The organism is Actinoplanes sp. NPDC051475, assembly GCF_040689425.1.
In the GTDB taxonomy this organism is placed as follows: Bacteria; Actinomycetota; Actinomycetes; order Mycobacteriales; family Micromonosporaceae; genus Actinoplanes.
In genome coordinates this window covers 113,432-139,225 of record NZ_JBFAZZ010000013.1, presented here as the reverse complement: position 1 = coordinate 139,225, position 25,794 = coordinate 113,432, and the positions used below count along the sequence as shown (strand labels likewise).

23 protein-coding genes are annotated in these 25,794 nt (G+C 71.1%); 12 read left to right on the top strand and 11 right to left on the bottom strand.

Annotated features, from left to right (window positions below):
- The first annotated feature begins 621 nt into the window (after window positions 1-621).
- On the top strand, window positions 622-1,440 hold the full coding sequence (locus tag AB0368_RS25895) for a hypothetical protein (RefSeq protein WP_366156549.1): 819 nt from the start codon (window positions 622-624) through the stop codon (window positions 1,438-1,440).
- A 761-nt stretch (window positions 1,441-2,201) separates the two neighbouring features.
- Here the strand turns inward: AB0368_RS25895 and AB0368_RS25890 are convergent.
- From AB0368_RS25890 to AB0368_RS25870, 5 genes are all read right to left on the bottom strand, one after another.
- Complete coding sequence (locus AB0368_RS25890) at window positions 2,202-3,155, bottom strand: beta-ketoacyl-ACP synthase 3 (protein ID WP_366156548.1); 954 nt, start codon at window positions 3,153-3,155, stop codon at window positions 2,202-2,204.
- A gap of 198 nt (window positions 3,156-3,353) precedes the next feature.
- Entirely contained in the window at window positions 3,354-3,695 is a 342-nt protein-coding gene (locus AB0368_RS25885) for a hypothetical protein (RefSeq protein ID WP_366156547.1), read from the bottom strand.
- A gap of 165 nt (window positions 3,696-3,860) precedes the next feature.
- A complete protein-coding gene (locus AB0368_RS25880) occupies window positions 3,861-4,529 on the bottom strand; it encodes an HAD-IA family hydrolase (RefSeq protein ID WP_366156546.1) in 669 nt (222 codons plus the stop codon).
- 598 nt (window positions 4,530-5,127) lie between these two features.
- Entirely contained in the window at window positions 5,128-5,637 is a 510-nt protein-coding gene (locus AB0368_RS25875; RefSeq protein WP_366156545.1) for a hypothetical protein, read from the bottom strand.
- 204 nt (window positions 5,638-5,841) lie between these two features.
- A complete protein-coding gene (locus tag AB0368_RS25870) occupies window positions 5,842-6,363 on the bottom strand; it encodes a DUF1990 domain-containing protein (protein WP_366156543.1) in 522 nt (173 codons plus the stop codon).
- Between the two features lie 286 nt (window positions 6,364-6,649).
- Here AB0368_RS25870 and AB0368_RS25865 point away from each other — a divergent pair, with 286 nt between their 5' ends.
- The 3 genes from AB0368_RS25865 to AB0368_RS25855 are packed head-to-tail and all read left to right on the top strand — an operon-like array spanning window position 6,650 to window position 10,259.
- A complete protein-coding gene (locus AB0368_RS25865) occupies window positions 6,650-8,077 on the top strand; it encodes a discoidin domain-containing protein (RefSeq protein ID WP_366156542.1) in 1,428 nt (475 codons plus the stop codon).
- Entirely contained in the window at window positions 8,077-9,294 is a 1,218-nt protein-coding gene (locus AB0368_RS25860; RefSeq protein ID WP_366156541.1) for an MFS transporter, read from the top strand. The genes AB0368_RS25865 and AB0368_RS25860 overlap by 1 nt, the downstream gene beginning before the upstream one ends.
- Window positions 9,291-10,259 (top strand): hypothetical protein, encoded by a 969-nt coding sequence (locus AB0368_RS25855; protein WP_366156540.1) that lies wholly within the window; start codon window positions 9,291-9,293, stop codon window positions 10,257-10,259. The genes AB0368_RS25860 and AB0368_RS25855 overlap by 4 nt, the downstream gene beginning before the upstream one ends.
- A 25-nt stretch (window positions 10,260-10,284) precedes the next feature.
- Here the strand turns inward: AB0368_RS25855 and AB0368_RS25850 are convergent, their stop codons facing one another.
- Window positions 10,285-11,058: a hypothetical protein gene (locus AB0368_RS25850; protein WP_366156539.1), complete on the bottom strand. Its 774-nt coding sequence runs from the start codon at window positions 11,056-11,058 to the stop codon at window positions 10,285-10,287.
- A 175-nt stretch (window positions 11,059-11,233) separates the two neighbouring features.
- Between AB0368_RS25850 and AB0368_RS25845 the strand changes: the two genes are divergently transcribed.
- Window positions 11,234-12,040, top strand: a complete 807-nt coding sequence (locus AB0368_RS25845; RefSeq protein WP_366156538.1) for a PrsW family glutamic-type intramembrane protease — start codon at window positions 11,234-11,236, stop codon at window positions 12,038-12,040.
- 7 nt (window positions 12,041-12,047) lie between these two features.
- Here AB0368_RS25845 and AB0368_RS25840 read toward each other — a convergent pair whose 3' ends face one another.
- Both AB0368_RS25840 and AB0368_RS25835 read right to left on the bottom strand, forming a co-directional pair.
- Entirely contained in the window at window positions 12,048-13,034 is a 987-nt protein-coding gene (locus AB0368_RS25840; RefSeq protein WP_366156537.1) for a hypothetical protein, read from the bottom strand.
- 170 nt (window positions 13,035-13,204) lie between these two features.
- On the bottom strand, window positions 13,205-16,798 hold the full coding sequence (locus tag AB0368_RS25835) for a family 78 glycoside hydrolase catalytic domain (RefSeq protein WP_366156536.1): 3,594 nt from the start codon (window positions 16,796-16,798) through the stop codon (window positions 13,205-13,207).
- Window positions 16,799-16,900: 102 nt separating this feature from the next.
- Here AB0368_RS25835 and AB0368_RS25830 point away from each other — a divergent pair, with 102 nt between their 5' ends.
- The 7 genes from AB0368_RS25830 (at window position 16,901) to AB0368_RS25800 (ending at window position 22,227) form a co-directional block, all read left to right on the top strand.
- Window positions 16,901-17,479, top strand: a complete 579-nt coding sequence (locus tag AB0368_RS25830; RefSeq protein WP_366156535.1) for a DUF1684 domain-containing protein — start codon at window positions 16,901-16,903, stop codon at window positions 17,477-17,479.
- Between the two features lie 26 nt (window positions 17,480-17,505).
- A complete protein-coding gene (locus AB0368_RS25825) occupies window positions 17,506-18,834 on the top strand; it encodes a histidine kinase (protein ID WP_366156534.1) in 1,329 nt (442 codons plus the stop codon).
- A complete protein-coding gene (locus tag AB0368_RS25820; protein ID WP_366156533.1) occupies window positions 18,831-19,490 on the top strand; it encodes a response regulator transcription factor in 660 nt (219 codons plus the stop codon). The genes AB0368_RS25825 and AB0368_RS25820 overlap by 4 nt, the downstream gene beginning before the upstream one ends.
- 88 nt (window positions 19,491-19,578) lie before the next feature.
- Entirely contained in the window at window positions 19,579-20,313 is a 735-nt protein-coding gene (locus AB0368_RS25815; RefSeq protein ID WP_366156532.1) for a DUF2306 domain-containing protein, read from the top strand.
- 237 nt (window positions 20,314-20,550) lie between these two features.
- Entirely contained in the window at window positions 20,551-20,829 is a 279-nt protein-coding gene (locus AB0368_RS25810) for a YggT family protein (protein WP_366156531.1), read from the top strand.
- The gene (locus tag AB0368_RS25805; protein ID WP_366156530.1) at window positions 20,826-21,347 is read left to right on the top strand and encodes a GNAT family N-acetyltransferase; all 522 of its coding nucleotides are present in this window, start codon (window positions 20,826-20,828) and stop codon (window positions 21,345-21,347) included. The genes AB0368_RS25810 and AB0368_RS25805 overlap by 4 nt, the downstream gene beginning before the upstream one ends.
- A gap of 64 nt (window positions 21,348-21,411) precedes the next feature.
- The gene (locus tag AB0368_RS25800) at window positions 21,412-22,227 is read left to right on the top strand and encodes an SAM-dependent methyltransferase (protein ID WP_366156529.1); all 816 of its coding nucleotides are present in this window, start codon (window positions 21,412-21,414) and stop codon (window positions 22,225-22,227) included.
- Between the two features lie 153 nt (window positions 22,228-22,380).
- On the opposite strand, the gene AB0368_RS25795 is transcribed toward AB0368_RS25800, so the two are convergent.
- Genes AB0368_RS25795 through AB0368_RS25785 form a run of 3 tightly spaced genes read right to left on the bottom strand, consistent with a single transcriptional unit; the run spans window position 22,381 to window position 25,783 of the window.
- Entirely contained in the window at window positions 22,381-24,582 is a 2,202-nt protein-coding gene (locus tag AB0368_RS25795) for an FtsX-like permease family protein (RefSeq protein ID WP_366156528.1), read from the bottom strand.
- The gene (locus AB0368_RS25790) at window positions 24,579-25,262 is read right to left on the bottom strand and encodes an ABC transporter ATP-binding protein (RefSeq protein ID WP_366156527.1); all 684 of its coding nucleotides are present in this window, start codon (window positions 25,260-25,262) and stop codon (window positions 24,579-24,581) included. Before AB0368_RS25790 ends, AB0368_RS25795 begins: the two co-directional genes overlap by 4 nt.
- A complete protein-coding gene (locus tag AB0368_RS25785; RefSeq protein WP_366156526.1) occupies window positions 25,259-25,783 on the bottom strand; it encodes a PadR family transcriptional regulator in 525 nt (174 codons plus the stop codon). The genes AB0368_RS25790 and AB0368_RS25785 overlap by 4 nt, the downstream gene beginning before the upstream one ends.
- Window positions 25,784-25,794 lie beyond the last annotated feature (11 nt).

The window sequence follows — 25,794 nt, the reverse complement described above, 5'->3', positions numbered from 1 at the left end:
CTAGCGCTGACGTGGCGGAATCAACGGACCGGGCCGGACGTAACCGCCCCATCTGGACCCTGTGGATCAGAAGGTCAGTGATTCGAGTCGCCTTCGGGCGCGCTTTCTAGTTGAGGCCGTGACCTGCGGGAACGTTGGGTCACGGCCTCAAGGCTGAGGGACCGCCCGGTGTGTTCCACCTCCGTGACGCCGATGCGGCGGAGGCCGCTGGTGATGGCGCCCTCATTGCGATCGAACTCCGTCATCAGCGGCGTGACGGTGGCCGCTTGTGGTGGCGCTGGAGGCGGAGCCCACCGAGATCCCTGGGCGGCGTCCGTACGTAAATCGAGATCTACGTGCTTACACGGACGCGAAGGCCGGAGCGATCCTGCACGATTCTGACTCGGCCACAGCGTCCGGCGAATCGGCGCCGGGGTGGGTGAGGCGACGGGCGGCGCGGTGACCTCGCGAAACGGGAGCGGCAGAGACTCTGGCCGAGCATGTAGCACGCGCCCGGGCCGAGATGCAGGCGTCATGCGAAGTGGGTCGGCCGGGTTCATCAGCGATCTTGATCGGACTGCGGTCGCGATGAAGGGTGGGACATTGAGACAGCATCAACCGTGGCGCTTGGCGGGGGTTCTCGTGGGGTTGGTCGGACTCCTCGTGGCCGGGCTCGCAGCGGTGGCTTTCCTCCTGTTGCGGGGCGATTCCGCGTCGCCGGGCCGGAACGGTGGCGCGGCGGCGGGTCGGCAGAGCCAGGAACCGGCGGCGACCCGGACGGCGGACGACCAGGCCGACACGGCGATAGGAGAGCACGCCGACACCTCGGCAAGTCAGCCGAAGGCCAGCGACGGTTCCAGGGCCGACTCCGGGAACGGAACCACCTCGGAGGAGCTGGCTCCGTCCGCCGCGGATCTACCCTCCCAGGGGCTGGGCGCGGGACATGTCGGGCGCCAGGGCGTGCTCGAGGTCACTACCGAGGACGCCGACGCGCCCGGCCAGGACCTGCCGGACAACTACTCATCCGCCCGGAACCCGGTCGGCGGGTATGCCGTCGGCGTGCCTACGGTCTACAAGGCGTACACCGTGGGCCCCACCACGTTCGTCGAGTCGAACGACACGATGATCGAGGCAAACTTCGAAGTGCACAGCTACGAAAGCGTGGACCCATGGGTACGGCTGACCCAGGACGAGAAGCTGTTCGCCAAGGAGCACGCCGAGGACCAGTACAAGAAGCTGAAGACGAGCCGGCGCTGGACGTATCGCGGCAAGCCCGCAGTCATGTGGGAGTTCACTTGGACTCGCAACGGTGAACGCACCCACGGCCGGCAGATAGCGTTCCGGGACGGCCCGCGGACATACACCGTGCTCTATCGCAGCTCCGACACCTGGTGGCTGAGCGGCGGCTCGCAATTCATACCACCCGATTTCGAGCAGGCCTTCACTCCCTTGTCTCAGTAGGACTCGACTGGATCAGGGCGGATAGGCGGCAGTAAGGGCAGAGTCGAGCCAAGTGGTCGAGGACAGTTAGCCAGAACTACGGACGCGGGACCTGGCTGGCTCCTATCGTTCATCCAGAGCGGATCGAGCGAGGGAAGCAGCAACGATGCCGGCGGATACATTCGTCACGTTCAGCCTGGACCGGCAAGACCCGTCATGGAGGCGGGACTGGGGTTCCCGCGGACGCCCTCTCTCATCCGACTCCGATCGAAGACCTGCCGCAATCGGCGTTCATATGGACCAATTTCCGGGTCAGAGTCATCTTCAAGCTCGGCGGGGTCGATTTCAGCCAGAGCATGACTTCCCTACCCGTGAGCATTCTGGACTTCGTCCTGATGTTGCAAGCCGCGAAGGCGATCATGCGGCGGCAGGGAACTGCCGAGATCGATTTGTCAGACCGGGGTGACCAGTGGTGGTTCTCAAGACAGCGCGGGTTGGTGTGGTTGCGTATCCGGGGCGGAGTCGATGGAGGTTGGATCAACGGTTCGTGCCCGGTCGAGGTGTTTGAACAGCTTGTGGACGTGGCCTTGGCCGACGCCCTCAGATTGTTGTCTGGGAGCAACCGGAACTGCGGCGAAACAACTATCTCCAGTCGCTTGCTCGCGAAGCATCCGTCACTTGATTCACGCTGGAGGGCTCGTCTTCCCGCACCCGGCCTCTGTTGTGTCTGCGACGCACCCATATCGGCGGGAAAGTCGGGACAGCGCGACGTCCCGAGCAGCTCAGGGCAATGTGACGACCTGAGCCGCGTACGAGAGGCCGGCGCCGAAGCCCACGAGCAGCGCGGGACCCGTCGTGTCGGGCAGGGCTGCCATTGCCTGGGGAATGGAGGCCGCGCCGGTGTTGCCGTTGGTGGTGATGTCGGTGGCCACCCGGACGTGCGGGCCGAGTCCCAGGGCCTTGGCGGCGACCGAGGTGATGCGCAGGTTGGCCTGGTGGGGGATGAAGGCCGCAAGGTCGGCAGCGGAGATGCCGGCCGCATCCAGCGCACGCCTGGCCAGGTCGGGAATGACGGCGGTCGCCCAGCGGAAGACCTCAGGGCCGGCCATACGCAGGATCCCCGCCTCGTCGTAGCGCAGCAGCTCGCTTCGGGAACCGTCGGCGCCCCACACCACCGGGCCGATGCCGCACGTCTGCGCCGGACCGACGACCACCGCACCCGCGCCGTCGCCGAAAAGGAACGCCGTGCCGCGGTCGCGCTCGTCGATGATGTCGGTCATGCGCTCGGCGCCGACCAGGACCACGTAGCCGGCCGCGCCGCTGCAAACGAGCGCGTCGGCGGTCGCAAGGGCGTACGGGAATCCGGCGCACGCCGCTCCTAGATCCATCGCGGCGGCCGCGGAGGCGCCCAGCGCGTCGGCCACCAGGGGTGCCGCGGTGGTCGCGCGGCCGCGGTGGGACATCGTCGCCACCAGCACGGCCGAGACGTCGCGCGGATCGACGCCGGCGCCGGCCAGGGCCTTGGAGGCCGCCGCCGCGGCCATCGTGACCAGGTCCTCGTCGGGTGCGGCGCGCCGGCGCGACTCGATGCCGCAGCGGCGGCGGATCCATTCGTCGCTCGAGTCGATCAGGGCGGCGACCGTCTCGTTGCCCACCTCGGTCCGTGGGCGGTACGTGGCGACGCTCAAGATGCGCGACCCGGGGTGACCGGCGCGGCGCTGCAAAGGGTTGGCCATGACCAACAATCCAAGCATGCCCGACTGGGTGCACTCTGAATGCTTCATTCCTCGCCGGTAACAAGCGTTCGAGCGAACGCAGGAGCAGCGAACCCGCGCCGAGGCCCGCCGGGGCCCCCCGGTTACATAACGCTACGTAGCGAGCGCCTCGCGGCAGTTGAGTGCGCGTGATCTGGAAAGGTCGGCCGCCGGACAGGCTCAGTCACCGACCAACCGCCGGGACAGATGCCGGTCATCCCGGCACCGTTCCGCAAGACTGCGTACCGCCTCGAGGACCTGACGATCCCGGTCGTCGACAGCCGCGGCAAGCATCTGGTTCAACTCGCTCAGGAACTGCGGCATCTCGTCCGAGGAGAGTTCCAGAACTCCATACGGGTCGATACGGTCAAGCATCGGCGTCGACCCGCAGTGCTGCGCACGTTCGACAGCCTGCGCGAACCGGAAACGCGTGTCACCGATCACTGCCAGCTCGACAGATCGGCGTCGCCGTGGGCTCGTGCCCTCCTGCTCGAACGTGAAAAGCTCAACATCAAGGCCCACGCTGGGGACACTACCGCTACGCGGCCGCGCCTCCTGGCCTTCAGGCCGCGCATCGACCGACCCGAGCCTCACGTTGTCCGCGGCAGAACAGTGCATTGGATCAAGACATAGAGGCTCTGGCTGAGCCATAGGTTGGCCAGGTGCCTGAGATTCGCTGTGGCCTGCTCAGCCACTTGTGCCGGTGGTTCGCCAGGCTTCGATGATGGGCAGGAGGTCGTCCAAAGACACGATGACGCTCGTGGTCGTGCGCTGTGCCTCACGGTCGAGCGTGATGCCCTGGTATCCGAGTTCCTGGGCTGCGTCGACCAACTGCGGGTCGTCATCAATGAACAGGCACTCGTGCGGCTCGAGCCCGAGCAGGCGGCTTCCCTCGGCGTACATCCGGGGGTCGGGCTTGCGGCAGCCCAGCGCTTCAGAGATCGCGAAGCCCTCGAAGTAGTTCTGGATGTCCAGGTCGGCGAACGTGGCCTCCAGACCGACCCAGTTGTCGGAGACGACCGACATGCGGATGCCTCGAAGCTGAAGCTGACTGAGCACGCGGCGAACATCGGGATAGAGCTCGATGACCGGTCCGGCGGCCGGAGCCTCCAACTGTCGCAGCAGTTGTTCCGATGGGCGCTCGACACCGAGTGTCGCCAGCACCGTCCGGTGATAGTCGGTCCGGTTCGCTGTTGCCGTAGCAGCGTCCAGGAAATCCTGCCCGGCTTCGATAGCTCGTGGGAACAGGCCCTGCCGTACCTGAGGATGGTGCGACATGACGATGTCCTCGAAGTCGTACCGAGGATTCCATCGCCCACCGATCGGCCGTGTCAGGACACCGCCGGCATCGAACATCACTCCACGAATACGCCCCCGATTCATCACCGCGGCAGCCTAACCACTTCCCCGGAGATCGGCGGCCCCCGTTCTCCAGGTCGGGCCGAGACGGCCTCATCTCGGCATGACAATGCACACGGTAGAGGCCATCCGCTGCCAACTTACGTTGAGTGATGGACGGTTTCGAGGATCGCCCCGGGCGGGCGGGCTGGCCGGGACCGGTTGCCGGTTGGTCCGGGTACGAGCAGGGCCGCTACGACGCCGGTCGATCACCCGACACTTCCGGCGAGCACGAAAAAACGGGATTGTGAGGTGGGCTTGCGCTGGGCTTGAGGTAAGGCTGTGAGTCTGGCTTCAGTAACCGTCTGGGTCGGTGTGGCTGAGATCCCCTGGCCCGGCTGAGCACACAGCGGCCCTCCTGTCGGAGGGCCGTCGTGCTGTTCCGACGCCGGTACGCGGTGGATAATTTCGGGGTACGGACAGCTTTGGCAGTGTGTGGGCGCACGTCTTGGCGAGTTCGTCGCCCCAGGCCAGCGCAGATTCGCGGTCGTTCGTCCAGATGCCGATGACTCTCGGCCATTCGTTTGTCATCACGCCGTCGGTCACCCCACGGCGTTCAGTCCGAAGAATCGTGGGACCGCAACGGGAGCCCGGGCCGACGGTGTGCTCGCGGTGCCCGTGCGGCGCGCCTGGCGAGCTGGCGGAGTCGACGTTCGACGACCTGCTCGACGTGCAGGGCGATCCAGCCGCACACGATGGCAAGGGGTAACTCGACGAGCAGGGCTGACAGGACCGCTGTGGGTACATCGATGCGGCGTGACGTGGTCACGTCGAACCAGGCGTCCAGGACGAGCATGGTGGCGGTGGCTGCGGCGAGGATCCCGACGATCGGCCGGCCACGCCAGGCGGCGTACGCGGTGAGTAGCAACAGCACGATGAGCATCATGTCGAAGCCCACCCAAGCCGTCCGGTAGTTGTGGGTACGTGCCTGCTCTGGAAGTGACATCGCGAGGTAGGCGGTCCACGGGACGGCAGCCGCACCGAGCACGGCGAACACCGGTGCGACCCACCGGGGTGCAGGGTCCAATCGGGCGGCATCGCTGGCAGACTGGTCCGTTCCCGTCATGGCACACAGCATGCCACCACATGATCTTCAGCGTTCGCCTCGCGCGGCCGTGCTCAACCCCTCGACGGTGGCGCTTAGCCACCAGGCCAGGCGCCTCAAGGCTCATCGTGAACGCCATGCGAGAGAGAGTGCACGGCCAGTTCGGCGAGCACCACGGCCCAGCCGGTGGCGGCCGCCCACTCTCCGAACCAGCCGGTCGGCTCGTCAACCCGTACGGGTCAACGCCTGGAGATAGCGGCTGCGGTAATACCGCTGGGCGATGAGGAGCACCGGAAACGCCCATCGCCATGCGCCTCCCGACGGCCTGGTCAGCGATCTGATCGTGAGCCACACCCTCCCGTCGGAGGAGCGGCTCGCGATGAAGGCTTCCTCCCCGCTGACGGGATGACCGTGGAGCGTCCCGTACGAGAAGCCGCGCCGGGCCGGTCGGTCGACGACGGTTACCACTCGTACCGGTTCGCGAACGGTCACCGGTCCGAACCTCGCCGTCAGCTCGTAGTCGGCATCACGGCGTGCCTCGATGGCGCCGTCGATGGGGTGGACGTGGAAGCCGCTACGGGTCTTGACCTGCCAGCGCAGAACGGCGGCGGCCACCGTCTCCCATCGCTCGGCGCCCTGGCCGAGGCACACGGTTCGCTCGAAGCACCGATAGCCAACGGGGTGTGCCGGCCAGCTTGCCTCTTCCGGCTGCGTCCCGCCGACGGCGTCGTAGTTGAAGTCCGGCACCAGGTCATCTTCACAGGTGAACCCCCCACGACAGTTCCCTCATTGACAGGTGCCTATGAACTTGGGTTGAATCACGGCACGGCTCGGCGCGGCATCCGGCTCTCGGGTGTGACGCGCTCAGTGAATTCGTTCTGACCCGGCCGTCTCGCGTCTGCCATGCCCGCTCCTTCTGGGCAGTGGAGACGGGTGCCGTCACCCGCAGGGTGGCTTGGAGGCCGGGTCCCCGCCAGTGTGAGCTTCTGCCTCCTGCTCGCTAGCGAACTGGATTCTCTGACCAGGAGGCGACGTGGTTGCTCGCTGGAAATCATTCATCGGCGCTGGTGCCGTGGCCGCGCTCGCCGTGGCCGGCGGTGTGGTGCTGGCTCATTCCGCTGAAGCGGCTGAGACCCTGCTCACCGCGGGGCGCCCCGCGACAGCGTCCTCCACCGAAGGTGCCGGATTCGAGGCCAGTAAGGCCGTCGACGGCAACAGCTCCACCCGGTGGGCCAGTAAGGAAGGCGCCGGCGAGCAGTGGATCGCCGTCGACCTCGGTGAGACCGCCGACATCAGCAAGGTCCGGGTCGTCTGGGAGGCCGCGTATGCGAAGGCGTACCGGTTTGAGGTCTCCGACGACTCCCAGAGCTGGACCCGCGTGTGGTCCACCAGCGCCAGCGACGGCGGCGTCGACAGTACCTCGGCGCTGTCGGCCACCGGTCGCTACGTGCGGATCTTGGCGCAGGAGCGCGCCACCGATTACGGCTATTCGATGTTCGAGTTCGAGGTGTACGGGAGCACCGCCACATCTCCGTCTCCGAGCCCGACGCCGACCAGCCCGCCCCCTGGCGGCGGCGCCAAGCCGTTCACTGCGATCGCGGTCGGTGACCTGGCCGTCGACCCGAACAAGGAGTCCGACGACTCGGCCGAACAGGCCGTTCTGGACAAGTGCAAGACGCCGACGGCCACCAATTGTGCGCACAAGCTGACGTCGGACCGGGCCATCGCCGAGAGCCCGGACCTCGTCCTGGTCATGGGAGACGCGCAGTACGACGACTCGAACCTCACGCTCTACAACACCTACTACGACAAGACCTGGGGCCGGCTGAAATCCAGGACGAAGGCCGTCGTCGGCAACCACGACCTGTACGACGATGACGGTTACGACGGCTTCAAAAGGTACTTCGGCAGCAACGGCACCGGGCCGGGTGGTACGACCTGGTACAGCTTCGACAGGGAGAACTGGCACTTCATCGCGATCGACTCGAACTTCATCGAGGAGGAAGGCAGCGACGTCGACTCGAAGAAGCAGCTGGAGTGGCTGAAGAGGGACCTGGCATCCACCACGAAGCCGTGCATCGCGGCCTTCGCCCACCACCCCCGGTTCTCCTCCGGTGACCACGGCAACAACAGCGGGATGAAGCCGTACTGGGACGCGCTCTATGCGGCCAGGGCCGACCTCTTCCTGAACGGTCACGACCACTCGTACGAGCGGCTCGGGCCGCAGGATCCCAACGGCAGGGCGACCGCCGGCGGCATCGTCGAGCTGGTGAACGGTGCCGGTGGCGCGCCCTTCTACGACCCGGGTGACGCCAAGGCGCCGAACAGCCAGAAGACCGTGTACGGCAAGCTCGGCGTGGTCAAGCTGCACTTCGGGGCGACCACCTTCAAGTGGGACTTCCTGCCGACCGGCACGAGCCAGACCCCGCTGGACAGCAGCCCGACGTACACCTGCCACTGATGTACCTGGCGCACCAGAACACGACTGACCGCCTCCGGGCGCCTCGTGGTCGCGGCCGGGTCGCCGCGAACATCCTGGCGCTCGGGGTGGTCAGCCTCGTCACCGACATCTCCTCCGAGATGGTCACCGCCGTCCTGCCGCTGTATCTCGTGCTGGGCCTCGGTCTCAGCCCGCTCCAGTTCGGTTTCCTGGACGGCCTCTACGGGGGCGTGACGGCGATCGTCCGGATCGCGGCCGGCCGGGCCGCGGACCGTACCCGCAGGCGCAAGCTCGTCGCCGGAATCGGCTACGCCCTCTCCGGCGTCTGCAAGCTGCTGCTGCCCGCCGCCGGTGCCTCCGTACCGATGCTCGGCGGGGTGCTCGCCGTCGACCGGTCCGGCAAGGGCATCCGGACGGCGCCGCGCGATGCGCTGATCGCCGCCAGCAGTTCGCCCGGGATGCTGGGCCGGTCGTTCGGCGTGCACCGGGCGATGGACACGGTGGGCGCGCTGGGCGGGCCGCTGGTCGCCGTCGGGCTGCTGGCGACCACCGGAAGCCGGTACGACACGGTCTTCGTCGCCAGCTTCTGCATCGCGATGGTCGCCGTACTGCTGCTGGTGCTCTTCGTCCGGGACGTGCCGCCGCCGATGCCGGCGATCCCGAAGGCCAGGGTGCCGTGGGCCTGGACGCCGCCGGTCCGCCGGGCGTGCGCGGCCACGGCACTGCTCGGCGCGGTCACCATCGGCGACGCCTTCGTCTACCTGCTGCTCCAGCAGCGGATGAACCTGTCCCCCACGTTGTTCCCGCTGCTGCCGGTCGGCACCGCCGCCGGGTTCCTGGTGCTCGCGGTGCCGTTCGGCCGGCTCGCCGACCGGTTCGGCCGCCGGACGCTCTTCATCGCAGGTCACGTCGCACTGCTTTTTGTGTACGCGGTACTGCTCGGCCCAGCCACCGGCGTTGTTCTCGCCGTGATCGTGCTGGCCCTGCACGGCACGTTCTACGCGGCGACGGATGGGGTGCTGATGGCCCTGCTGGCTCCGTCCCTGCCGGTCGAGTCGGCGACGACCGGGTTCGCGATGGTGCAGACCGCGCAGGCGGTGGCCCGGCTGGTCGGCGGCATCGGCTTCGGTGCCGCCTGGACGGTATGGGGACCCGGCACGGCTGTGCTCGTGGCCGCGGTAGGCCTGGTGGCGGCGCTCGGCGGGTCGATGGCGCTGCTGCGGCAGGTGGCCGCGTGAAGCCCCGTACCCGGCGGTTGGTCGCCATCGGCGGAACCCTGATGCTCGTCCTCGTGGCCACGATTTACGCGGTGATGACGCGCCCTGCCACCGGCCCGGCGGCCCCGGCGGTTGGCCGCTGGCGGCCAGGCGGAGATCTCCTCGTGCGGGACTCCGCGACCGGGCGGGTGGCGTCGATCAGGGGCGGCGTCCGGGACGCGGGTGGGCCGGCCTGTGACCGGACCTACCAGGCCGCCAGAACGATGATCTGCATCCAGGGTGTGCCAGGTTTGGCGGGGCCGCAGACCTTGATGACGCTGTACGACGACAAGGGACGGCAGCTCAAGGAGATCCGGTTCCCCGGGGTGCCGAGCCGGGCCCGGGTGTCGCCTTCCGGGCGGGTCGTGGCGTGGACCCGGTTCACCGTGGGCGACACGTACGCGAGCGGGAACTTCAGCACCCGGACGTCGTTCTACACGATCGAGACCGGCTACCTCGTGACGACGATGGAGACGATCGCTCTTTACATAGAGGGCAAGCGATTCACGGCACCCGACCTCAACTATTGGGGCATCACGTTCGTCGACGACAACTTCTTCTACGCGACCGTCGGTTTCGGCGGCAAGACCTGGCTGATCCGGGGCGACACCGACCATTGGCGCGCCGATTCGGTGGCGCCGGACGTGGAGTGTCCGTCGCTGTCGCCGGACGAGACGCGGATCGCGTACAAGGTGAAGATCGACGGCAAGTGGTATCCGGCGGTGCTCGACCTGGCGACCGGGAAGGTCACCCGGCTCGCGGACACCAGGCCGTTCGACGACCAGATCGAGTGGCTGGACGACACCACCGTCGCCTACGGTCGCGACGGCGGGGTCTGGTCCGTTCCGGCGGACGGCACGGGCGGCCCGAAGCTGATCGCCGCGGGGGCGTCGTCTCCATCACGGTGGAAGGTCGACCCGGTAGGGAGGCGCCGGATCAGCCGCTGAACTACCAGGAGGCTCGAGCTGGCGCTCACCCGCCGGCCCAGGTGCGCAGCGTCGCTACGGACGCCTGCCGGTCGTCCGGACCGCCGCGGCCGGCCGGATCGTCGGTCAGGCAGCGGTGGATCAACGCCCGCCAGATCCGCCAGCCCTCGGCACCGGCCGTCGCCTTGAGCAGCGCCGTCGGCGGCTGGTCCGGCCACCACTGCCCGGGGAGCTGCGTCACCTCGGCCACGAACGTCCGGGCCAATGCGGCCGCGACGGCCGGGTCTTCTCGGCCCGGTGCCATGACGTACAGCAGCAGCAACCCGAGCGTCAGGAACGGCAGTGCCTCGGGATCGTGGCGCCAGGCGCCCGGTTCGTGCAGGCGGCACCATGCCAGGTAGTGCATCGCCTGGTCCGTCGCCTCCGGGCCGAGTTCCAGCGCAGACTCGACCAGTCCCGCCAGAGTTCCGGCGGGCACGATCGTCTCCTTCGCGTGGACGAGGACGAGGCAGGAGAAGAGCCGCGCGACATGGTCACGCCATCCCTTCGAACCCGGTTGGCGTTCCGGGTCGGCGGGCACCTCGAAGCTCGCCAGGTCGAGGACCTCACCCGGGACGAACCCCAGCTCCTCCGGCAGTCGGCGGGCCACCAGAATCGCCTCGATCCCCTGCCGGTGCTCCTCGACCCGCATGCCGTAGTCCAGGTGGGCGATCTCCCGCACGATCGACGCGTTCAACCGGGTACGCACCCAGTCCCGTAACGCCATCTCCGCGGGCCGCAGGTCGTCGAGCAGGCGGGCCAGCTCCGCGTCGGGCGGCATCAGCGCCACCCCGGGGAGGCGGTCGGGTTCGATCCCACGGCATGGATGGTCGCACGCCCGGACCACACGTTGTGCAGGCACATCGAGCGGAGCACGTCAGCAAGGCCCGGGCGCCGGCTGCAATGATTGGTGAGGCCGGGTAGCGCAAAGCCAGGGCTTGCGAAAGACTCCGGGCATGCGAGATCTCTCCCGCCGCTCGGCCTGGCTGGGCGTCCTCGTCATCGGGCTCGCGCTCTACGTCGTCGTCCTCAGGACGCTGGTACGGACCCAGAACCCGAACTTCGTGCCGTCCCTGCTCCTGCTCGGGGCGACCGTCGTACCCCTGGCCTTCCTGACCTTCGCCCAGGCCCGGACCGGACGATGGCAGGTCCCGTCGTCCGCACTGGTCATCGCCGCGTTCTTCGGCGGCGTGATCGGGGTCGTGGTCGCCGGCACGCTCGAGTACGACGCTCTCCGGGGGCTGGGGGCGCTGCCCATGCTCTTCGTCGCGGTCATCGAGGAGGCGGCGAAGATGATCATTCCGGTGGTGCTGCTCTTCGCGCTGCTCGCGCGCCGAGGGCGGCGGCTCCCGTCGGACGGGCTGGTCATCGGGGTCGCGTCCGGGATGGGGTTCGCCGCGCTCGAGACCATGGGGTACGGGTTCAGCGCCCTCCTGGCGTCGAAGGGCAACATCAACGCCGTGCAGGAGACGCTGTTCGTCCGCGGGCTGACCGCTCCAGCCGGCCACACCGCGTGGACCGGTCTCACCTGCGGCGCGCTCTGGGCGTTGGTCGCCACCCCGACCGTGAAGAAGCTGCTTGCCTTCATCGGTACGTTCATCGGCGCCGTCGCCATGCACACGGCCTGGGACACGTTCGGGGGCGTGATCCCCTTCGTCGTCCTGGCGATCCTGAGCCTGGGCTGGCTGTTCGTCGCCCTGCACCGCTACCGCACCTTCGCCGAGCACACCCAGTGGGCACCTCGCGAACCCCTGGCCGCCTGACGAGGCGTCACCGGCCGGGCGACCGCCCGGCGTAATAGCTCCGCGCTCGCGCCACCAACGCCGGCGATCCGCAGGCCTCCGCCAGTTCCAGCCCGTCCCGCAGCACCCGGCGCGCCTGCGGGCGGCGGCGGGCCAGGTTGAGCAGGCCCCCGAGGTCGACCAGCGCCGCCGCTCGTTCGAAGCGGCGGGGCGTGCCCTGCAGCACACGTACCGCTTCCTCGGCCGAGCTCATTCCCGCCGGCCCGGGCCGCACCTGGCCCTGGATCCGCAGCGCGCGCCCGAGGGCCGACGCCAGCCCGTGCCGGCGGGTCAGCGACACCTCCTCGGCGACGAGCCGTTCGGCCGCCTCCGCGGCGCCGAGCCCGGTGAGGACGAGGGCCGCGGCCGAGCGCCAGGGCAGCACGCCCGGGTGGTCGGAGCGGCGCGCCGCCACCCGTTCGCCGCATTGGTACATGTCCGCGAGGCCCTCACCGGGGCGGCCGGCCTCGGTGTGCAACCGGCCGCGGACATAGCGCAGGAGCAGGAACTCCGTGTCGTCGGGCAGGTCGCCGCCGAAGGGCCCGGCGGCGAGCAGGGCATCCGCCGACTCGGCGTCGCCCAGGTCGAGGCGGACCGCGATCCGCCGGGACGTGAGCAGCGCCGCCGTGGCGCCCTCGGGATCGGCGCCGGAGACCTCCAGCAGTTCGGCCGCGGCCTCCGCGTCGCGGCGCGCGGCGGGCAGGTCGCCCAGGCGGCGGGCCGCGGAGCTGCGTTCCGAGTACGCCATGACGAGCCCCGCCGCCGTACCCTCCCGCCCGGCCACCTCGACGGCGAGCGAGCAGCCGGCATACGCGACCGCCAGGTCGTCGGCGTTCGACAGCCGGCGTAGGGCACGGAGGTATCGCGGCAGGTCATCGGCGCCCGACGGGGGTGCGACGGGCACCGGGCGCCCATTGCGGACGGTGATGTCCCGATTGCGTTCCGCCAACCTTGGCCGTTCGTCACGGACGGTCATGCAGGGTCTGTACCCCTCCCGGCGCTGGAGCCACATCGCGAACCTCTCCAGGTTTCTCCTTCCGGGCGCTTTGCACAATGTCGCATGCGCAGTCCGACCGAACGAGTTATCGGCGTGGGGCTCATACCGTCCCTCCTGCCAGGACGATTGCGGCTGGTCACCGGCGGTGATCAGGCCACGGTGAAGGTGTACGAGCCCGAGCCGAGCGCGTACGCGGCGGCGCCGCCGGTGAAGCCCTGTGGCACAGCCTCCGCCGGGGCGGTGACAGCGGCCGCGGACGGCGCCGGGACCTCGATCGTCGCCGTGGTGTTCGGTGGCACGACGACGGTCAGGGTCAGCTTTCCGCCGTTTCGCGTCCACTGGGTGCGCGTCTGGCCGTACCCGGAATCAAGGGACGTGGTCGCGGCCGTGAGCGAACCGCCGGGCTTGGGTGCGATCAGCAACGTCTGGTATCCCGGCGAACCGGGGGCGATGCCGCCGACCGTGCGGTAGAGCCAGTCGCCGACCGACCCGAGACCGTAGTGGTTGAAGGAGTTCATGCCCGGGTCCTGCAGCGAGCCGTCCGGCCGGATGCCGTCCCAGCGCTCCCAGATCGTGGTCGCGTCCCGGGAGCTCATGTAGCCCCAGCCGGGATAGTCCGGTTGCTGCAGGATCTGGTACGCGGTCGCGAGATGCCCGTGCTCGGCGAGGACCGGCAGCAGGTTCTCGACGCCCATGAAGCCGACCGACAGGTGACCGTCGCGGGAGGCCACCTTCGCGGCGAGCTTGTCCGCCACCGCCTGCGTACGATCCTGCGGCACCAGGCCGAAGGCGAGCGCGAGCACATAGCCGGTCTGGCTGTTGCCGCGGACCGTGCCGTCGGCGCCGACGAAGCGGCCGGTGAACGCCGCGGCGATCCGGTCGGCGAGGTCGCCGTACGTGGCCGCCTGCTGGGTACGCCCGGTCGCCGCCGCCATCCGTGACACCAGGCGTGCCGACCAGCCGAAGAACGCCGTACTCGTCAGATCGTTGGCGGTGTTGTCATTGACGTTGAGCCAGTCGCCGTAGGTGTCCTGGTTGCGGATGAGGTCGGGGCCGGCGGTCGCCCTGAGGTAGTCCACCCAGCGGGCCATCGCGTCGAAGTGCTGGTCCACGACGGACAGATCGCCGAAGCGCTGCCAGACCACGTACGGCACGATGACGCCCGCGTCGCCCCAGCCGGCCTTGCCCGCCCCGCCGAGCACATCCGGCGCTACGTCGGTGAAGGCGCCGTCGGCGTGCTGGGCGTCGGCCAGGTCGTCGGCGAACTTCGCCAGCAGGCCGTGGGTGTCGAAGTTGAACGTCGACGTGGCCCCGAACGCCGCGATGTCGCCGGTCCACCCGAGCCGCTCGTCGCGCTGCGGGCAGTCGGTCGGGATGGACAGCATGTTGGAGCGGGCACCCCACAGGATGTTGTGCTGGAGCTGGTTCACCAGCGGGTCCGAGGTGGTGAACGTGCCGGTCTCGGCGCCGGCGGTCCACGCCGCCAGCCCGGTGAGGCTCTCGGCGGCCGGGGTGCCCGGGAAGCCGGTCAGCTCCACGTAGCGGTAGCCGTGCACGGTGAAGTGCGGCTCGAACGTCTCGATCCCGCCGCCGGCCAGGGTGAACGTGTCGGTGGCCTGGGCCGCCCGGAGGTTGGCCGTGTAGAGGGTCCCGTCCGCGTTCAGGATCTCGCCGTGCCGCAGCGTCACCGTGGTGCCGGCCGGCCCCTGGACGCGCAGGCGGTTCCAGCCCGCGAAGTTCTGGCCGAGGTCGGCGATCCACACGCCGGGTTTCGGCTGGGTGAGCCGCACCGGCCGGAGTTCCTGCTGCACGGTCACGCCCGGGTCGACCTGGGCCACCATCCGCGGCGCCGGCCCGCTGCGCACGGTCACCGGCTGCGCGGGACCGCCCGCGATGCGGGCATCCTGGTCCTCGCCGTGGTACAGGTCGTCGGAGACGATCGGGCTCGCGGTCGCCGACCAGGATCCATCGGTACGCACACCGCTCCGCGTCCCGTCCGCGTACTCGATGACGAGGTCCGCCGAGTACCACGGCGAGCTGCCGTAACGCCGGCTCCCGGCGAATCCGAGGCTGCCGGAGTACCACCCGTTGCCCAGGAGCGCGGACAGCGTGTTGTCACCCTGCCGGAGGGCGGCGGTCACGTCATAGGCGCGGTATTGCAAGCGCTTGGTGTAGTCGGTCCAGCCGGGGGCGAGCCGTTCCTCGCTCACCTTCGCGCCGTTGAGGTACGTCTCGTGCAGGCCCAGGGCGGTGGCGAAGAGCCGGGCGCGGGCGACGGGCTTGGCGACGCTGAAGGTCTTGGCGAGCCGCGGTGCCGGATTGGGCACGACGACCTGGTCACCCCACGGGCCGGAGCCGTACGCGGCGGCGACCCGCGCGGCCGGCCAGGCACCGTCGTCGAAGCCGGGTTGTTGCCAGCCGTCCGGGGCGGTCTGCGACGCCTTCCACGCCGCGTCGGTGCCGCTCGTCGCCGCGCCCTGGAGCTGGGCGATCACCCCGGCCGGGCCGGCGGAGGTGTTGGTGGCGGCGATCGCGATCGTGTTCGCGCCCGCCCGTACCTGCGCGGTCACGTCCACTGTGGTGGCCCGCTTCCACGAGTCGGCGACCCGCCGGGACGCGCTGACCCGGGCGCCGTTGACCCAGACGTCGGCGGTGTCGTCGCCGGTCACGACCAGGGTGGTACGCCCCGGGGCGGCGACGTCGACCGTACGCCGGAAGTAGCGCGTACCCTCCGGGACGCCGGCCGCCGGATCGCCCTCGGGGTACCAGATCCAGGAGGCGCCGGCGAGGGTCGCGGTGCCCGGCGCCCCGATGAAGCCGGCCTGCCATCCGGCGAGCGCGGTGTCGAAGCGGGCGGACTCGCTCCACGGGCTGGGGCGGCCCTGCGCGTCCCAGATCCGTACGCGCCAGTGGTAGGTGCGATCGGCGGTCAGCGTGGGTCCGCCGTACGCGATGTCGACGGACTGCCGCGAGGCGACCCGGCCGCTGTCCCAGACGTCGGCCGCGCCCGGGCTCGTGCCGACGATGACCTGGTAGCGGCCCTGGACCTGGCCCTTCGCGGCGGTGCTGAGCCGCCAGCCGAAGCGCGGCTTCGCCGCGTCGATCCCCACCGGGTCCGTACGCCGCTCGGTGGTGAGCCCGCCGACGGTGACGGGCGACGCGGCGTCCGCGGCGGGCACCGTGACGTCCGAGCGCCAGGGCCCGGTGCCGTACGCGCCGAGGTCCTTCGCGGGCACCCAGCGCTGCGGCACGGCGTCCGCGGCCTGCCAGGCGCCGTCGGTGCCGAGGTCGATGACCCCCTGCGCCGAGGCGACGCGCAGGCGCCCGACGACGCCGGCCGGGCCCCCGGTGTTGCGCGCGGCGACGATGAGCGTGTTGGCACCGGGCTGGAGAGCGGCGGCGAGATCGACGGACTGCGCCCGCTTCCAGGAGTCGGCGGCGCGCGGGGAACCGGCGAGCCAGGTGCCGTTGAGCCAGACGTCGACGGTGTCGTCGCCGGTGAGGAGGAGTTCGGTCTCGGTGTACGGCCCGGCCGGGGCGGTGAAGGCGCGCTGCAGGTAGCGGGTGGCGGCGGGGGCGCCCGTGGCGGGGTCGCCCTCGGGAAACCAGATCCAGTGCGCGCCGGTCAGCGTTTCAATGCGCATTTCAATCGGCCGGGCAGCGGCGGGGGCGGCGGACAGCGGGAGCGCGATGATGGCGGCCAGGACGGCTGCTGCGGCTCTGGCCGGGGCGGTTCTTGCCATGCGAACCTCCAGTTATGCATTTAAACGTTTCAATACGATGGCCCTTCGAGGGTAGGCGGAGTTCTAAGATCCACTCAAGGGTCTGGGGCTACGGTGGAAGCCGTGCAGGCACTCGAACTGGCCGACTACCGGGCCGCGGTCGCCCGGCTCTACCTGACCGCGGCCGACCTCACCGACTTCCGCACCCGCCGCGACGCCCTCTTCGCCACCCACCCGCAGTCGGCGATCCCTCGCGGCGAGCCGTTCCGCGGACTGAGGTACTACCCGCCCGCCGACGAGTACGTCACCGAGGCGGAGCTGCGCGAGGCCCCCGGTGCCATCGACATCGACACGGGCGGCGAGGACGGTATCTGCCACTACGACCGGGTGGGGATCCTGGACACACCGTGGGGCCCGCTGTCGCTGTGGTGGCTCGCGGCGTACGGCGGTGGGCTGTTCCTCCCGGTCCGCGACGCGACCAGCGGCAAGGAGACGTACGGCGGCGGACGCTACCTGACGGACACGGTCAAGGGCACCCACGGGCGCGGCGTCGAGATGCTCGGCTCCGGCCGGGTCCGGCTCGACTTCAACTACCTCTACAACCCGAGCTGCGCGTACGACGACGCCTGGCTCTGCCCGCTGGCCCCACCCGAGAACACCCTCACCGAGCCGATCCCTGCGGGCGAGCTCACCTATCACTAGTGCCTGCCGGCTCCTACCATCAGAGCGTGCGATCACTACTCCGCTCTGTCTGGGACGAACCGCGCCCCGCCGCGGCCCCGGCGCGGATGTGGCGCGACTGGCTGCTGGCCGCCGCCCTCGCGGTCCTGATCCCGCTCGAGGCCGTGCTCCGGCCGGCCCTGCCCGCGCGGATCGCCGGCGCGGCGCTGCTCGTCGCGCTGCTACCGGCGCTGCTGTGGCGCCGGGAGCGGCCCCTGGCGGCGGTCGCCGTAGCGTTCGGGACCACGGCCCTGCTCCCGCTGGTCACCGGCGGGGTCAGCCCCGAGCTCTACACGATGGCCTACCTGCTGGTCCTGCCGTACGCGCTGGTCAGATGGGGCTCGGGCCGGGAGATCGTGCTCGGCGCGGCGGTCATCGCGTCCAAGATCCTCATCGCCGTGGCGATCAGTCAGCTGGTGCTGGACGACGCCCTCACCGGCCTGATCGTCATGTCCTCGGTCACCGCGCTGGGCCTCGCCTTCCGCAACCGCGCCCGGGCCCGCGCCCGGGAGCTCGACCAGGTGAAGCTCCTGGAACGGGAACGGCTCGCCCGCGACCTGCACGACACCGTCGCCCACCACGTCTCCGCGATGGCCATCCGGGCCCAGGCCGGCCTGGCCACCTCCCCGAACGACCCCGCCGCCGCGACCGACGCCCTGCGCCTCATCGAGACCGAGGCGGCGCAGGCGCTCGCCGAGATGCGCGCGATGGTCCGCGTCCTGCGCCGCGGCGAGCCCCTCGACCTGGCGCCCAGCCCGGGCATGGGCGACGTGACGACCTTCGCCGGGCGGGCGCGCGGGGGTCCAGAAGTGGACGTGCGGATCACCGGCGACGTGAGCGGGGTGCCGCCCTCGGTCGGCGCCGCGGTCTACAGGCTGGCCCAGGAGTCGGTCACCAACGCCCGGCGGCACGCCCGCCACGCGAGCCGCATCGAGGTCCGGGTCGACGCGGGCGACGAGGAGGTCCGCCTCCGGGTCAGCGACGACGGCGACGGCGGGCACGGACGCCCGGCCGGCGGCGGCTCGGCCGGCAGCGGGTTCGGCGGCGGCGGGTTCGGCATCACCGGCATGGTCGAGCGGGCCGGCCTGCTCGGCGGTACCTGCGCGGCGGGTCCCGGGCCCGACCGGGGCTGGACGGTCACCGCGACCCTGCCACTGGCCGGGGCGTCAGGCGCCGCCGGGGCATCCGCAGTCGCTGGGGCGTCAGGGCTCGCCGGGGCGTCCCGAGTCGCTGGGGCATCCGGAGTCGCTGGCGCGTCCGGAGTCGCTGGCGCGTCCGGAGTCGCTGGCGCGTCCGGAGTCGCTGGCGCGTCAGGACTCGCCGGGGCGGCCGGATGAGCATCCGGGTGCTGGTCGCCGACGACCAGGAGATCGTCCGCACGGGGCTGACGATCCTGCTCAACGCCCATCCGGACATCACCGTGGTCGGCGAGGCGGCCAACGGTCAGCGCGCCGTGGAGCTGGCCCGGGAGCTGCGCCCCGACGTGTGCCTCCTCGACATCCGCATGCCCGGCGTCGACGGCATCGAGGCGACCCGCCTGCTCGCCGGCCCAGGCGTCGCCGATCCCCTCGCGGTCGTCGTCATCACCACCTTCGACCTCGACGAACTCGTGTACGCAGCGCTGCGCGCCGGGGCCCGTGGCTTCCTGCTCAAGGAGGCGGGCGCCGCGATGCTGGCCGAGGCCGTGCACGCCGCCGCAGCCGGTGACGCGCTGATCGCGCCGAGCATCACCGCGCGCCTGCTGCGGACCTTCGCCGCGGCCGGGCCCGCCGGGGCGCAACGGCAGCCGGTCGACCCGCTGACCGACCGGGAGGAGGAGGTGCTGCGGACGGTGGCGGTCGGGCGTACCAACAGCGAGATCGCCGGCGAACTGCACATCAGCCTCAGCACGGTGAAGACCCACGTCGCCAGCCTCATGGCCAAGCTCGGCGCCCGGAACAGGGTGGAGATCGCGATGTGGGCGTACGAGCACCGCCGCGTGACCCGGCCATAAGTACGGCTCGCGCCTCAGTCCCCGGTACGAGAAAGCTCCGGCCTCTGCACCGATGAGCCGCACCCCGCTCCCCCGCGACGATCGATCCATGGCTTCCCGAACCTGGCTCGTGCCCACCGGACTCGTCGCGCTTTCCCTCGTCCCGTCGGTGGCAGGCGCCGCGCGCCTCACCCAGCTGGCCGCCGGGGCCGAGGTGACCGAGGCCAACCAGCGGTTCTTCGACCTGCCCCTGCCGGTGATCCTGCACATCCTGGGCGCAGTGCCCTTCTGCATCGTCGGCGCGTTCCAGTTCTCCGCGGCGGTGCGCCGCCGGTGGCCCCGATGGCACCGCCTCGCCGGCCGCGTACTGGTGCTCTGCGGCCTGGTCACGGCGGCCTCCGGCCTCTGGATGACCTTCGCGTACGACCTGCCGGCCGCCGACAACACGGCCACCAACGTCTACCGAGTGATCTTCGGAACGGGGATGCTCGCGTCGATCCTGCTCGGCCTCGCGGCGGTCCGCCGCCGGGACTTCCGGGGCCACGAGGCGTGGATGATCCGCGGCTACGCGATCGGCCTCGGCGCCGGCACCCAGTTCCTCACCCACGTGCCCTGGCTCCTGTTCCTCGGCACGCCGAGCCCGTTCACCCGCTCGTTCCTGATGCTCGCCGGCTGGGTCATCAACCTCGCGGTCGCCGAACGGGTCGTCCGCCGCAGCCGCCGCGCCCCCAGCCGCAGGGCTCCAGCCACCCGGGCCCGAGCCACCTCAGCCCCAGCCACCTCAGCCCCAGCCACCTCAGCCCCAGCCGCCCCAGCCCCAGCCACCTCAGCCACAGCCGCCTGAGCCCCAGCCGCGCAGCCCCAGCGGCCCGGCGCCCGCCCAGCGCGGCGGTCGCCTGGTGGACACGGCCAATTAGGGTCGGCGCCATAAGGCCGCTACCACTTGGGCCGGTGACCGCCTGGTCCCCGGGCTGGGCGGCGGCGATCAGCTGCCGTCCACCCCCTTCTCATCAGGGACTCAGCGATTTCACAACAAAGCCCGCATAGTGGAGCCACCCCACCGGCTCTCTGGAGGTGCCCCATGGGTATCGTGCTCGCCATCGTGAGCCTGCTGTTGCTGCTGGTCGAGGTGCTGCTGATCGCCCGGGCGGTGCTCGACTGGACCGTCGCGATCGCCGGTCCGAGCCTGCCCGGCTCCGTCCGCTCCCGCCTGTCCGCCGGTGTCCGGGCGGCGACCGAGCCGCTGCTCGCCCCCGTGCGCCGGGTGCTGCCCCCGCTGCGCTTCTCCGGCATCGGCATCGACCTGGCCTTCATCGTCGTGTTCCTCGCCGTCGTCATCCTCCGCGCGCTCCTGCCGTGACGGGTGCCGCCCCCGTCCGCGTCCGGATCGTGCAGCTGTCCGCCCCGATCTTCGAGGCACTCGCCCGGCAGGACCTTGCGGCCGCGGAGGCGCTGAGTCCGGTGCCGCTCTCGGCGTACCTGGCCGGTCCCGAGAATGCCGGGGTCTGGCGCCGGCGCCATCTGCAGGCCTCGGCCGACCTGGCGGAGGCGGACTGGGTCACCGGCATCGTTTGGGACGAGGACGGCCGGCGATCGGTCGGGCGCGCCGGCTTCCACGGCCGCCCGTCGCCGTCCGGCCTGGTGGAGATCGGGTACGCGATCGACCCGGCGTTCCGCCGCCGGGGGTTTGCCACCGCTGCGCTGAGCGTCCTGCTCGACCGCGCGGCCCGCGAGCCGGCCGTGCGGACCGTCCTGCTGAGCATCGGCCCGGACAACGCGGCTTCGCTCGCCCTCGCCCACCGCTTCGGCTTCACCCTGGTGGGCGAACAGTGGGACGACGAGGACGGCCTCGAGCTGGTCCACGAACGGGCGGCGTGATCTCGTTCGATCCAGTCATTAAGATCGGTACGGGACGTTTCCCCGTCCGGCGGTGGGAGGCAGCGTGAGCGGCGGTAATGCGGAATCCGGTGCGGACCGGTTCGACTCGACGGTCGCGCATCCGGCCCGGCGGTACAACTACTGGCTCGGCGGCAAGGACCACTTCGCCGCGGACCGGGCCTCCGGGGACGCCATCGAGGCCGCCATGCCGACCATCCGGCTCATGGCCGTGGAGAACAGGATGTTCCTCGGGCGGGCCGTGGAGTTCCTGGCCGGGCAGGGCGTGCGGCAGTTCCTCGACATCGGCACCGGCATACCCGCCCCGGGCAACACCCACGACGTCGCCCGGTCGCTCCAGCCCACCACCCGCACGGTGTACGTCGACAACGACCCGATCGTGCTCACCCACGCCCGGGCGCTGATCACGAGCGGGCCCGAGGGCGCGATCGCGTATCTCGACGCCGACCTGCGCAGTCCCGAGGACATCCTGGCCCACCCCGACCTGCACGCCACCCTGGACCTCACCCAGCCGGTCGCGCTGCTGCTCGTCGCGGTCCTGCACTTCATCCGCGACGACGAGGACCGGCAGGGGATCATCGACAAGCTCGTGGGCGCCCTGCCCTCGGGCAGCTACGTCGTCGCGTCGCACGCCACCTGGGAATACCAGACCCCGGAGGCGATCGCCGAGCTGAGCGCGAACAACCGCGACGGGCGCTTCGTCCCCCGCACCGGCGAGCGTCTCGGCGAACTGCTGCACGGCCTCGACTTCCTCGAGCCCGGCCTGGTGTCGGTGTCCCGCTGGCGCGCGGAAGGCGCCCCGAAACCCCGCCCCTCCATCGAGGACGTCTCCTGCAACGGCGTGGTCGCCCGCGTCCCCTGACCCCACACCCTCGCGCCTGCCAGCCGCGCGGGCACCCGGCCCTGTCGGCCGGAGACCCGCCTCTGCCGGCCGGGGACCCCGGCGGCGCGGTCAGCAGGCCCGTGACCGGGCACATCATGCACCGCACCGCCGGGTGAGCCCCGAGCCCGCGCGTCAGTCGTTGCGCGCCGCCTCCGGACCCGTGACCCGGCGCAGCAGCGGCAGCATCGAGAGGATCACCGCCACCGACACCGCCAGCCCGAACGCCACGATCACGTAGTACCCCACCCCCGGCGCCCTCAGCGACAGGTCCATCTGCGCCTCGAGGAACAGATGCGCGCAGAGGAACCCCGCACCGGCGGACACCAGCGCCGCCGTCAGCAGCGGCGTCAGGCTCTCCAGCGCCACCACCCGCCGCAGGGTGCCGAGGGACATCCCCGTGAGGCGCAGCATGCTGAACGGCCGTTTGCGTTCGGCCAGGCCGCCGGCCACGGTGACAGCGAGGCTGAGGCCGGCGATCGCGAGGCTGGTCAGCACCACCACGTCGGCCAGGCGCTGCCAGCCGTCGAAGACCTTCGCCCCGTCCGCCTCCCACTCGGCCGGCGTGATCGGTCCCCACCGAGTCGGATACGCGGCGGTGATCACCGTGCGGGCCCGCTCGACGGCGGCCGCCGTACCGTCCGTCTCCGCCACCAGCGACATCGCCGGCAGTGCCCGGAGCCGGGCGGCGGGCAGGTCCGCGGCCGGCCAGGGACCGGTGAACTCGTCCGGTCCGACCAGGTCGGACCACACCCAGGCGACCTCCGCGCCGGGCTCGCACTGCCGCGCCCCGGTCGTACGGGCGACGTCCGCGCAGGCGGCGAGGCCGTCCGGGAAGAAGAACATGTCCGCGCGTCCCGGCGGCCGCGGCAGGTCGTCGGGTGCGACGCGGACGACGGCCACCGCGCGTACCCCGGGCAGGTCCGGGAGCCCGGCCGGGACGACCGGCCCGGTGGGCGCCGTCCGTTGCTCCCGGAAGATCAGGCCCAGCTCGCCGTTGTAGCCCACCCCGGGCTGGTGATGGTCCGCCGCGAGAGTCGTCATCACACCGACGGCGACGCTGGTCACAAAGAGGGCGAGCACCAGGCCGCCGACCGCGCGGAATCCGGCCTTGGGGTCGTCGGCGAGGCGGCGGGCGGCGATCAGCGACTCCGGTCGCCGGGCCCGGCGGGCCAGCAGCCGGGAGCCGGCCATGGTGAGCCAGGGGCCCGCGACGACGAGGCCGGCCATGACGATCAGGATGCCGGGCAGGAACGCCAGGACCTGGCCGTTGGTGGAGTCCGGTTTGCGGCCGATGAAATACGCCAGCTCGGCGATTCCGAGCGCCAGCGGGATGAGACGGTACGCCCGCGGCGGCCGCGGCGTGACCCGCCGGCTCACCCCCAGGGGCGAGATCCGGACGCGGCGCAGCGCGAACCGCGCCACCAGGGCAGCGGCCACCGGTACGCCCACCGCCACGGCCAGGGTCCCGGCGACACCCGGTGACAGGTCCGACGGGAACATCGGCGCACCGGTGAACGGGATGGCGGCCAGCATGTCGCGGAATCCGTAGAACAGCCCGAAGCCGCCGACGGTTCCGGCCAGCGCGGACACCATGGATTCGACCGCGGCGACGGTCGACACCTGTCGGGGCGTCGCGCCGACCAGCCGCATGGCCGCGAACCGCTGCTCGCGCCGGGTGGCGTTGAGCCGGGTCGCCGAGCCGACGAGGATCAGCAGCGGGAAGATGAGCGCGGCCGCCACCACGGCCAGGATGAGCTGGAGTCCGGAGGTCGGGATGCCGGCCCAGCAGCCGCCCGGACAGTTCGCCGGAGGGCCGTCGGGAATTCGGGAGACTCGGACGGCTCCGGGGCGCTTCGACAGTTCCGCCGGGGCGTACCCGGCGACGGCCACCAGCGAGTCCGGCGCGGGCAGGGCGGCCGGGCCGATCGTGCCGGCGATGTGGCCGGGGAAGCGGGCGCCGAGCTGGTCCGCGGGCTCGGTGGCCAGCAGGTCGCGCAGGGCCGGCGACACGTAGAACTCGCCGGGCCCGGGCAGCCGCGGCAGGCCGGGCGGCACGGGCGCTCCCGGCCCGGCAGCGGCGAGGTCGACCCGGCCGATGGCCCGCTTGTCGTAGCTGTCCACCCGCAGCTGCCACCAGAGCGGGCCCTGGCCGTCCGGCTGCACGGCGGCGTTCGCCCAGCCGTAGCGGTCGTTCTGGCGTTCGACGCCGGACATCCCGGCCACGGCGGTCAGCAGCATGCCGACGCCGAACGCCACCGCGACAGCGATGATCGCCAGCCGCAGCACCGCCTCGCGGCCCCCCGCGACCGTGAGGCGCAGCCCGAAGCGGATCACGATACGGCCGTTTCGGCGGCGAGCGAGTGGACCCGGCCGTCGCGGACCACGACCTCGCGGTCGGCGTACGCGGCCACCCGCGGCTCGTGGGTGACCAGGACGACGGTGGTGCCCTGCTCGCGGGCCCCGTCGACGAGAAGGTCCATGACGTGCTCGCCGGTGAGCGAGTCCAGGGCGCCGGTCGGCTCGTCGGCGAACAGCACCCGGGGGCGGCCGACCAGGCCACGGGCGAGCGCGACCCGCTGCGCCTGGCCGCCGGAGAGCTCGCCGGAGCGCCGGTGCTCGAGGCCGTCGAGGCCGAGCCGGGGGAACCAGTCCCGTGCCTCCCGCACCGCCTTTGCCCGCCGTACGCCGTTGAGCAGCAGGGGCAGCGCGACGTTCTCCTCGGCGGTGAGTTCGGGCACCAACTGTCCGAACTGGAACACGAAGCCGAACGTGTCCCGCCGCAGCGCGCTGCGGGCGGTCTCGCCAAGCGTGTCGAGGCGACGGCCGTCGAAGTGGATCTCCCCGGCGTCCGGGGTGAGGATCCCGGCCAGGCAGTGCAGCAGGGTGGACTTCCCGGAGCCGCTGGGGCCCATGATGGCGAGGATCTCCCCGGCGTCGACCGCCAGGCTCGCGCCCCGCAGGGCAGGGGTCTGCCCGAAGGACAGCGAGACGTCGTGGGCGGCGATGAGGCTCATCGGCGTACCTCCTTGGCGAGGGCGTCGAGGCGAGCCGCGGTGAGCTCGATCCACCGCAGGTCGGCCTCGAGGTGGAACAGGCCGTGGTCGGCGAGCAGCGCGTCGACCAGCCCGCCGGTGCGCTTGATCTCGGTCAGCTCCCGCATCCGGCGCAGGTGCGCGGCGCGCTGGGTGTCGAGGTACGCCTCGGCCGGGCGGCCCAGCATCAGCGCGAGCGTGACCTTGGCGAACAGCGTGGTCTGCAGGTGCGGTTCGGGCTCGACCGGCTCGGTGAGCCAGGTGTCCACTTCGGTGGCGCCGGCGTCGGTGATGATGTAGCGCTTGCGGTCCGGGCCTTCGCCGGGTCCGACCTCGCTGATGACGACCTTGCCGTCGCGGGCGAGCCGGCTGAGCGTGGAGTAGACCTGCCCGAACGACAGTGGCTTGCCGCGTCCGAAGTAGGCGTCGTAGTCGCGCTTGAGGTCGTAGCCATGGCTGGGCTCGCGTTCGAGGAGCCCCAGAAGGGTCAGCGGCACGGTCATGCGGCCGACTA

Excerpts from the sequence above, each read along its gene's own strand:
- AB0368_RS25815 (WP_366156532.1), top strand. The coding sequence starts at position 19,579 with ATGGCTTCCCGAACCTGGCTCGTGCCCACCGGACTCGTCGCGCTTTCC.
- AB0368_RS25890 (WP_366156548.1), bottom strand. The coding sequence starts at position 3,155 with ATGGCCAACCCTTTGCAGCGCCGCGCCGGTCACCCCGGGTCGCGCATC.
- AB0368_RS25810 (WP_366156531.1), top strand. The coding sequence starts at position 20,551 with ATGGGTATCGTGCTCGCCATCGTGAGCCTGCTGTTGCTGCTGGTCGAG.
- AB0368_RS25790 (WP_366156527.1), bottom strand. The coding sequence starts at position 25,262 with ATGAGCCTCATCGCCGCCCACGACGTCTCGCTGTCCTTCGGGCAGACC.
- AB0368_RS25785 (WP_366156526.1), bottom strand. The coding sequence starts at position 25,783 with ATGACCGTGCCGCTGACCCTTCTGGGGCTCCTCGAACGCGAGCCCAGC.
- AB0368_RS25860 (WP_366156541.1), top strand. The coding sequence starts at position 8,077 with ATGTACCTGGCGCACCAGAACACGACTGACCGCCTCCGGGCGCCTCGT.
- AB0368_RS25880 (WP_366156546.1), bottom strand. The coding sequence starts at position 4,529 with ATGTTCGATGCCGGCGGTGTCCTGACACGGCCGATCGGTGGGCGATGG.
- AB0368_RS25850 (WP_366156539.1), bottom strand. The coding sequence starts at position 11,058 with ATGCCGCCCGACGCGGAGCTGGCCCGCCTGCTCGACGACCTGCGGCCC.
- AB0368_RS25840 (WP_366156537.1), bottom strand. The coding sequence starts at position 13,034 with ATGACCGTCCGTGACGAACGGCCAAGGTTGGCGGAACGCAATCGGGAC.
- AB0368_RS25875 (WP_366156545.1), bottom strand. The coding sequence starts at position 5,637 with ATGACGGGAACGGACCAGTCTGCCAGCGATGCCGCCCGATTGGACCCT.
- AB0368_RS25820 (WP_366156533.1), top strand. The coding sequence starts at position 18,831 with ATGAGCATCCGGGTGCTGGTCGCCGACGACCAGGAGATCGTCCGCACG.
- AB0368_RS25845 (WP_366156538.1), top strand. The coding sequence starts at position 11,234 with ATGCGAGATCTCTCCCGCCGCTCGGCCTGGCTGGGCGTCCTCGTCATC.
- AB0368_RS25835 (WP_366156536.1), bottom strand. The coding sequence starts at position 16,798 with ATGGCAAGAACCGCCCCGGCCAGAGCCGCAGCAGCCGTCCTGGCCGCC.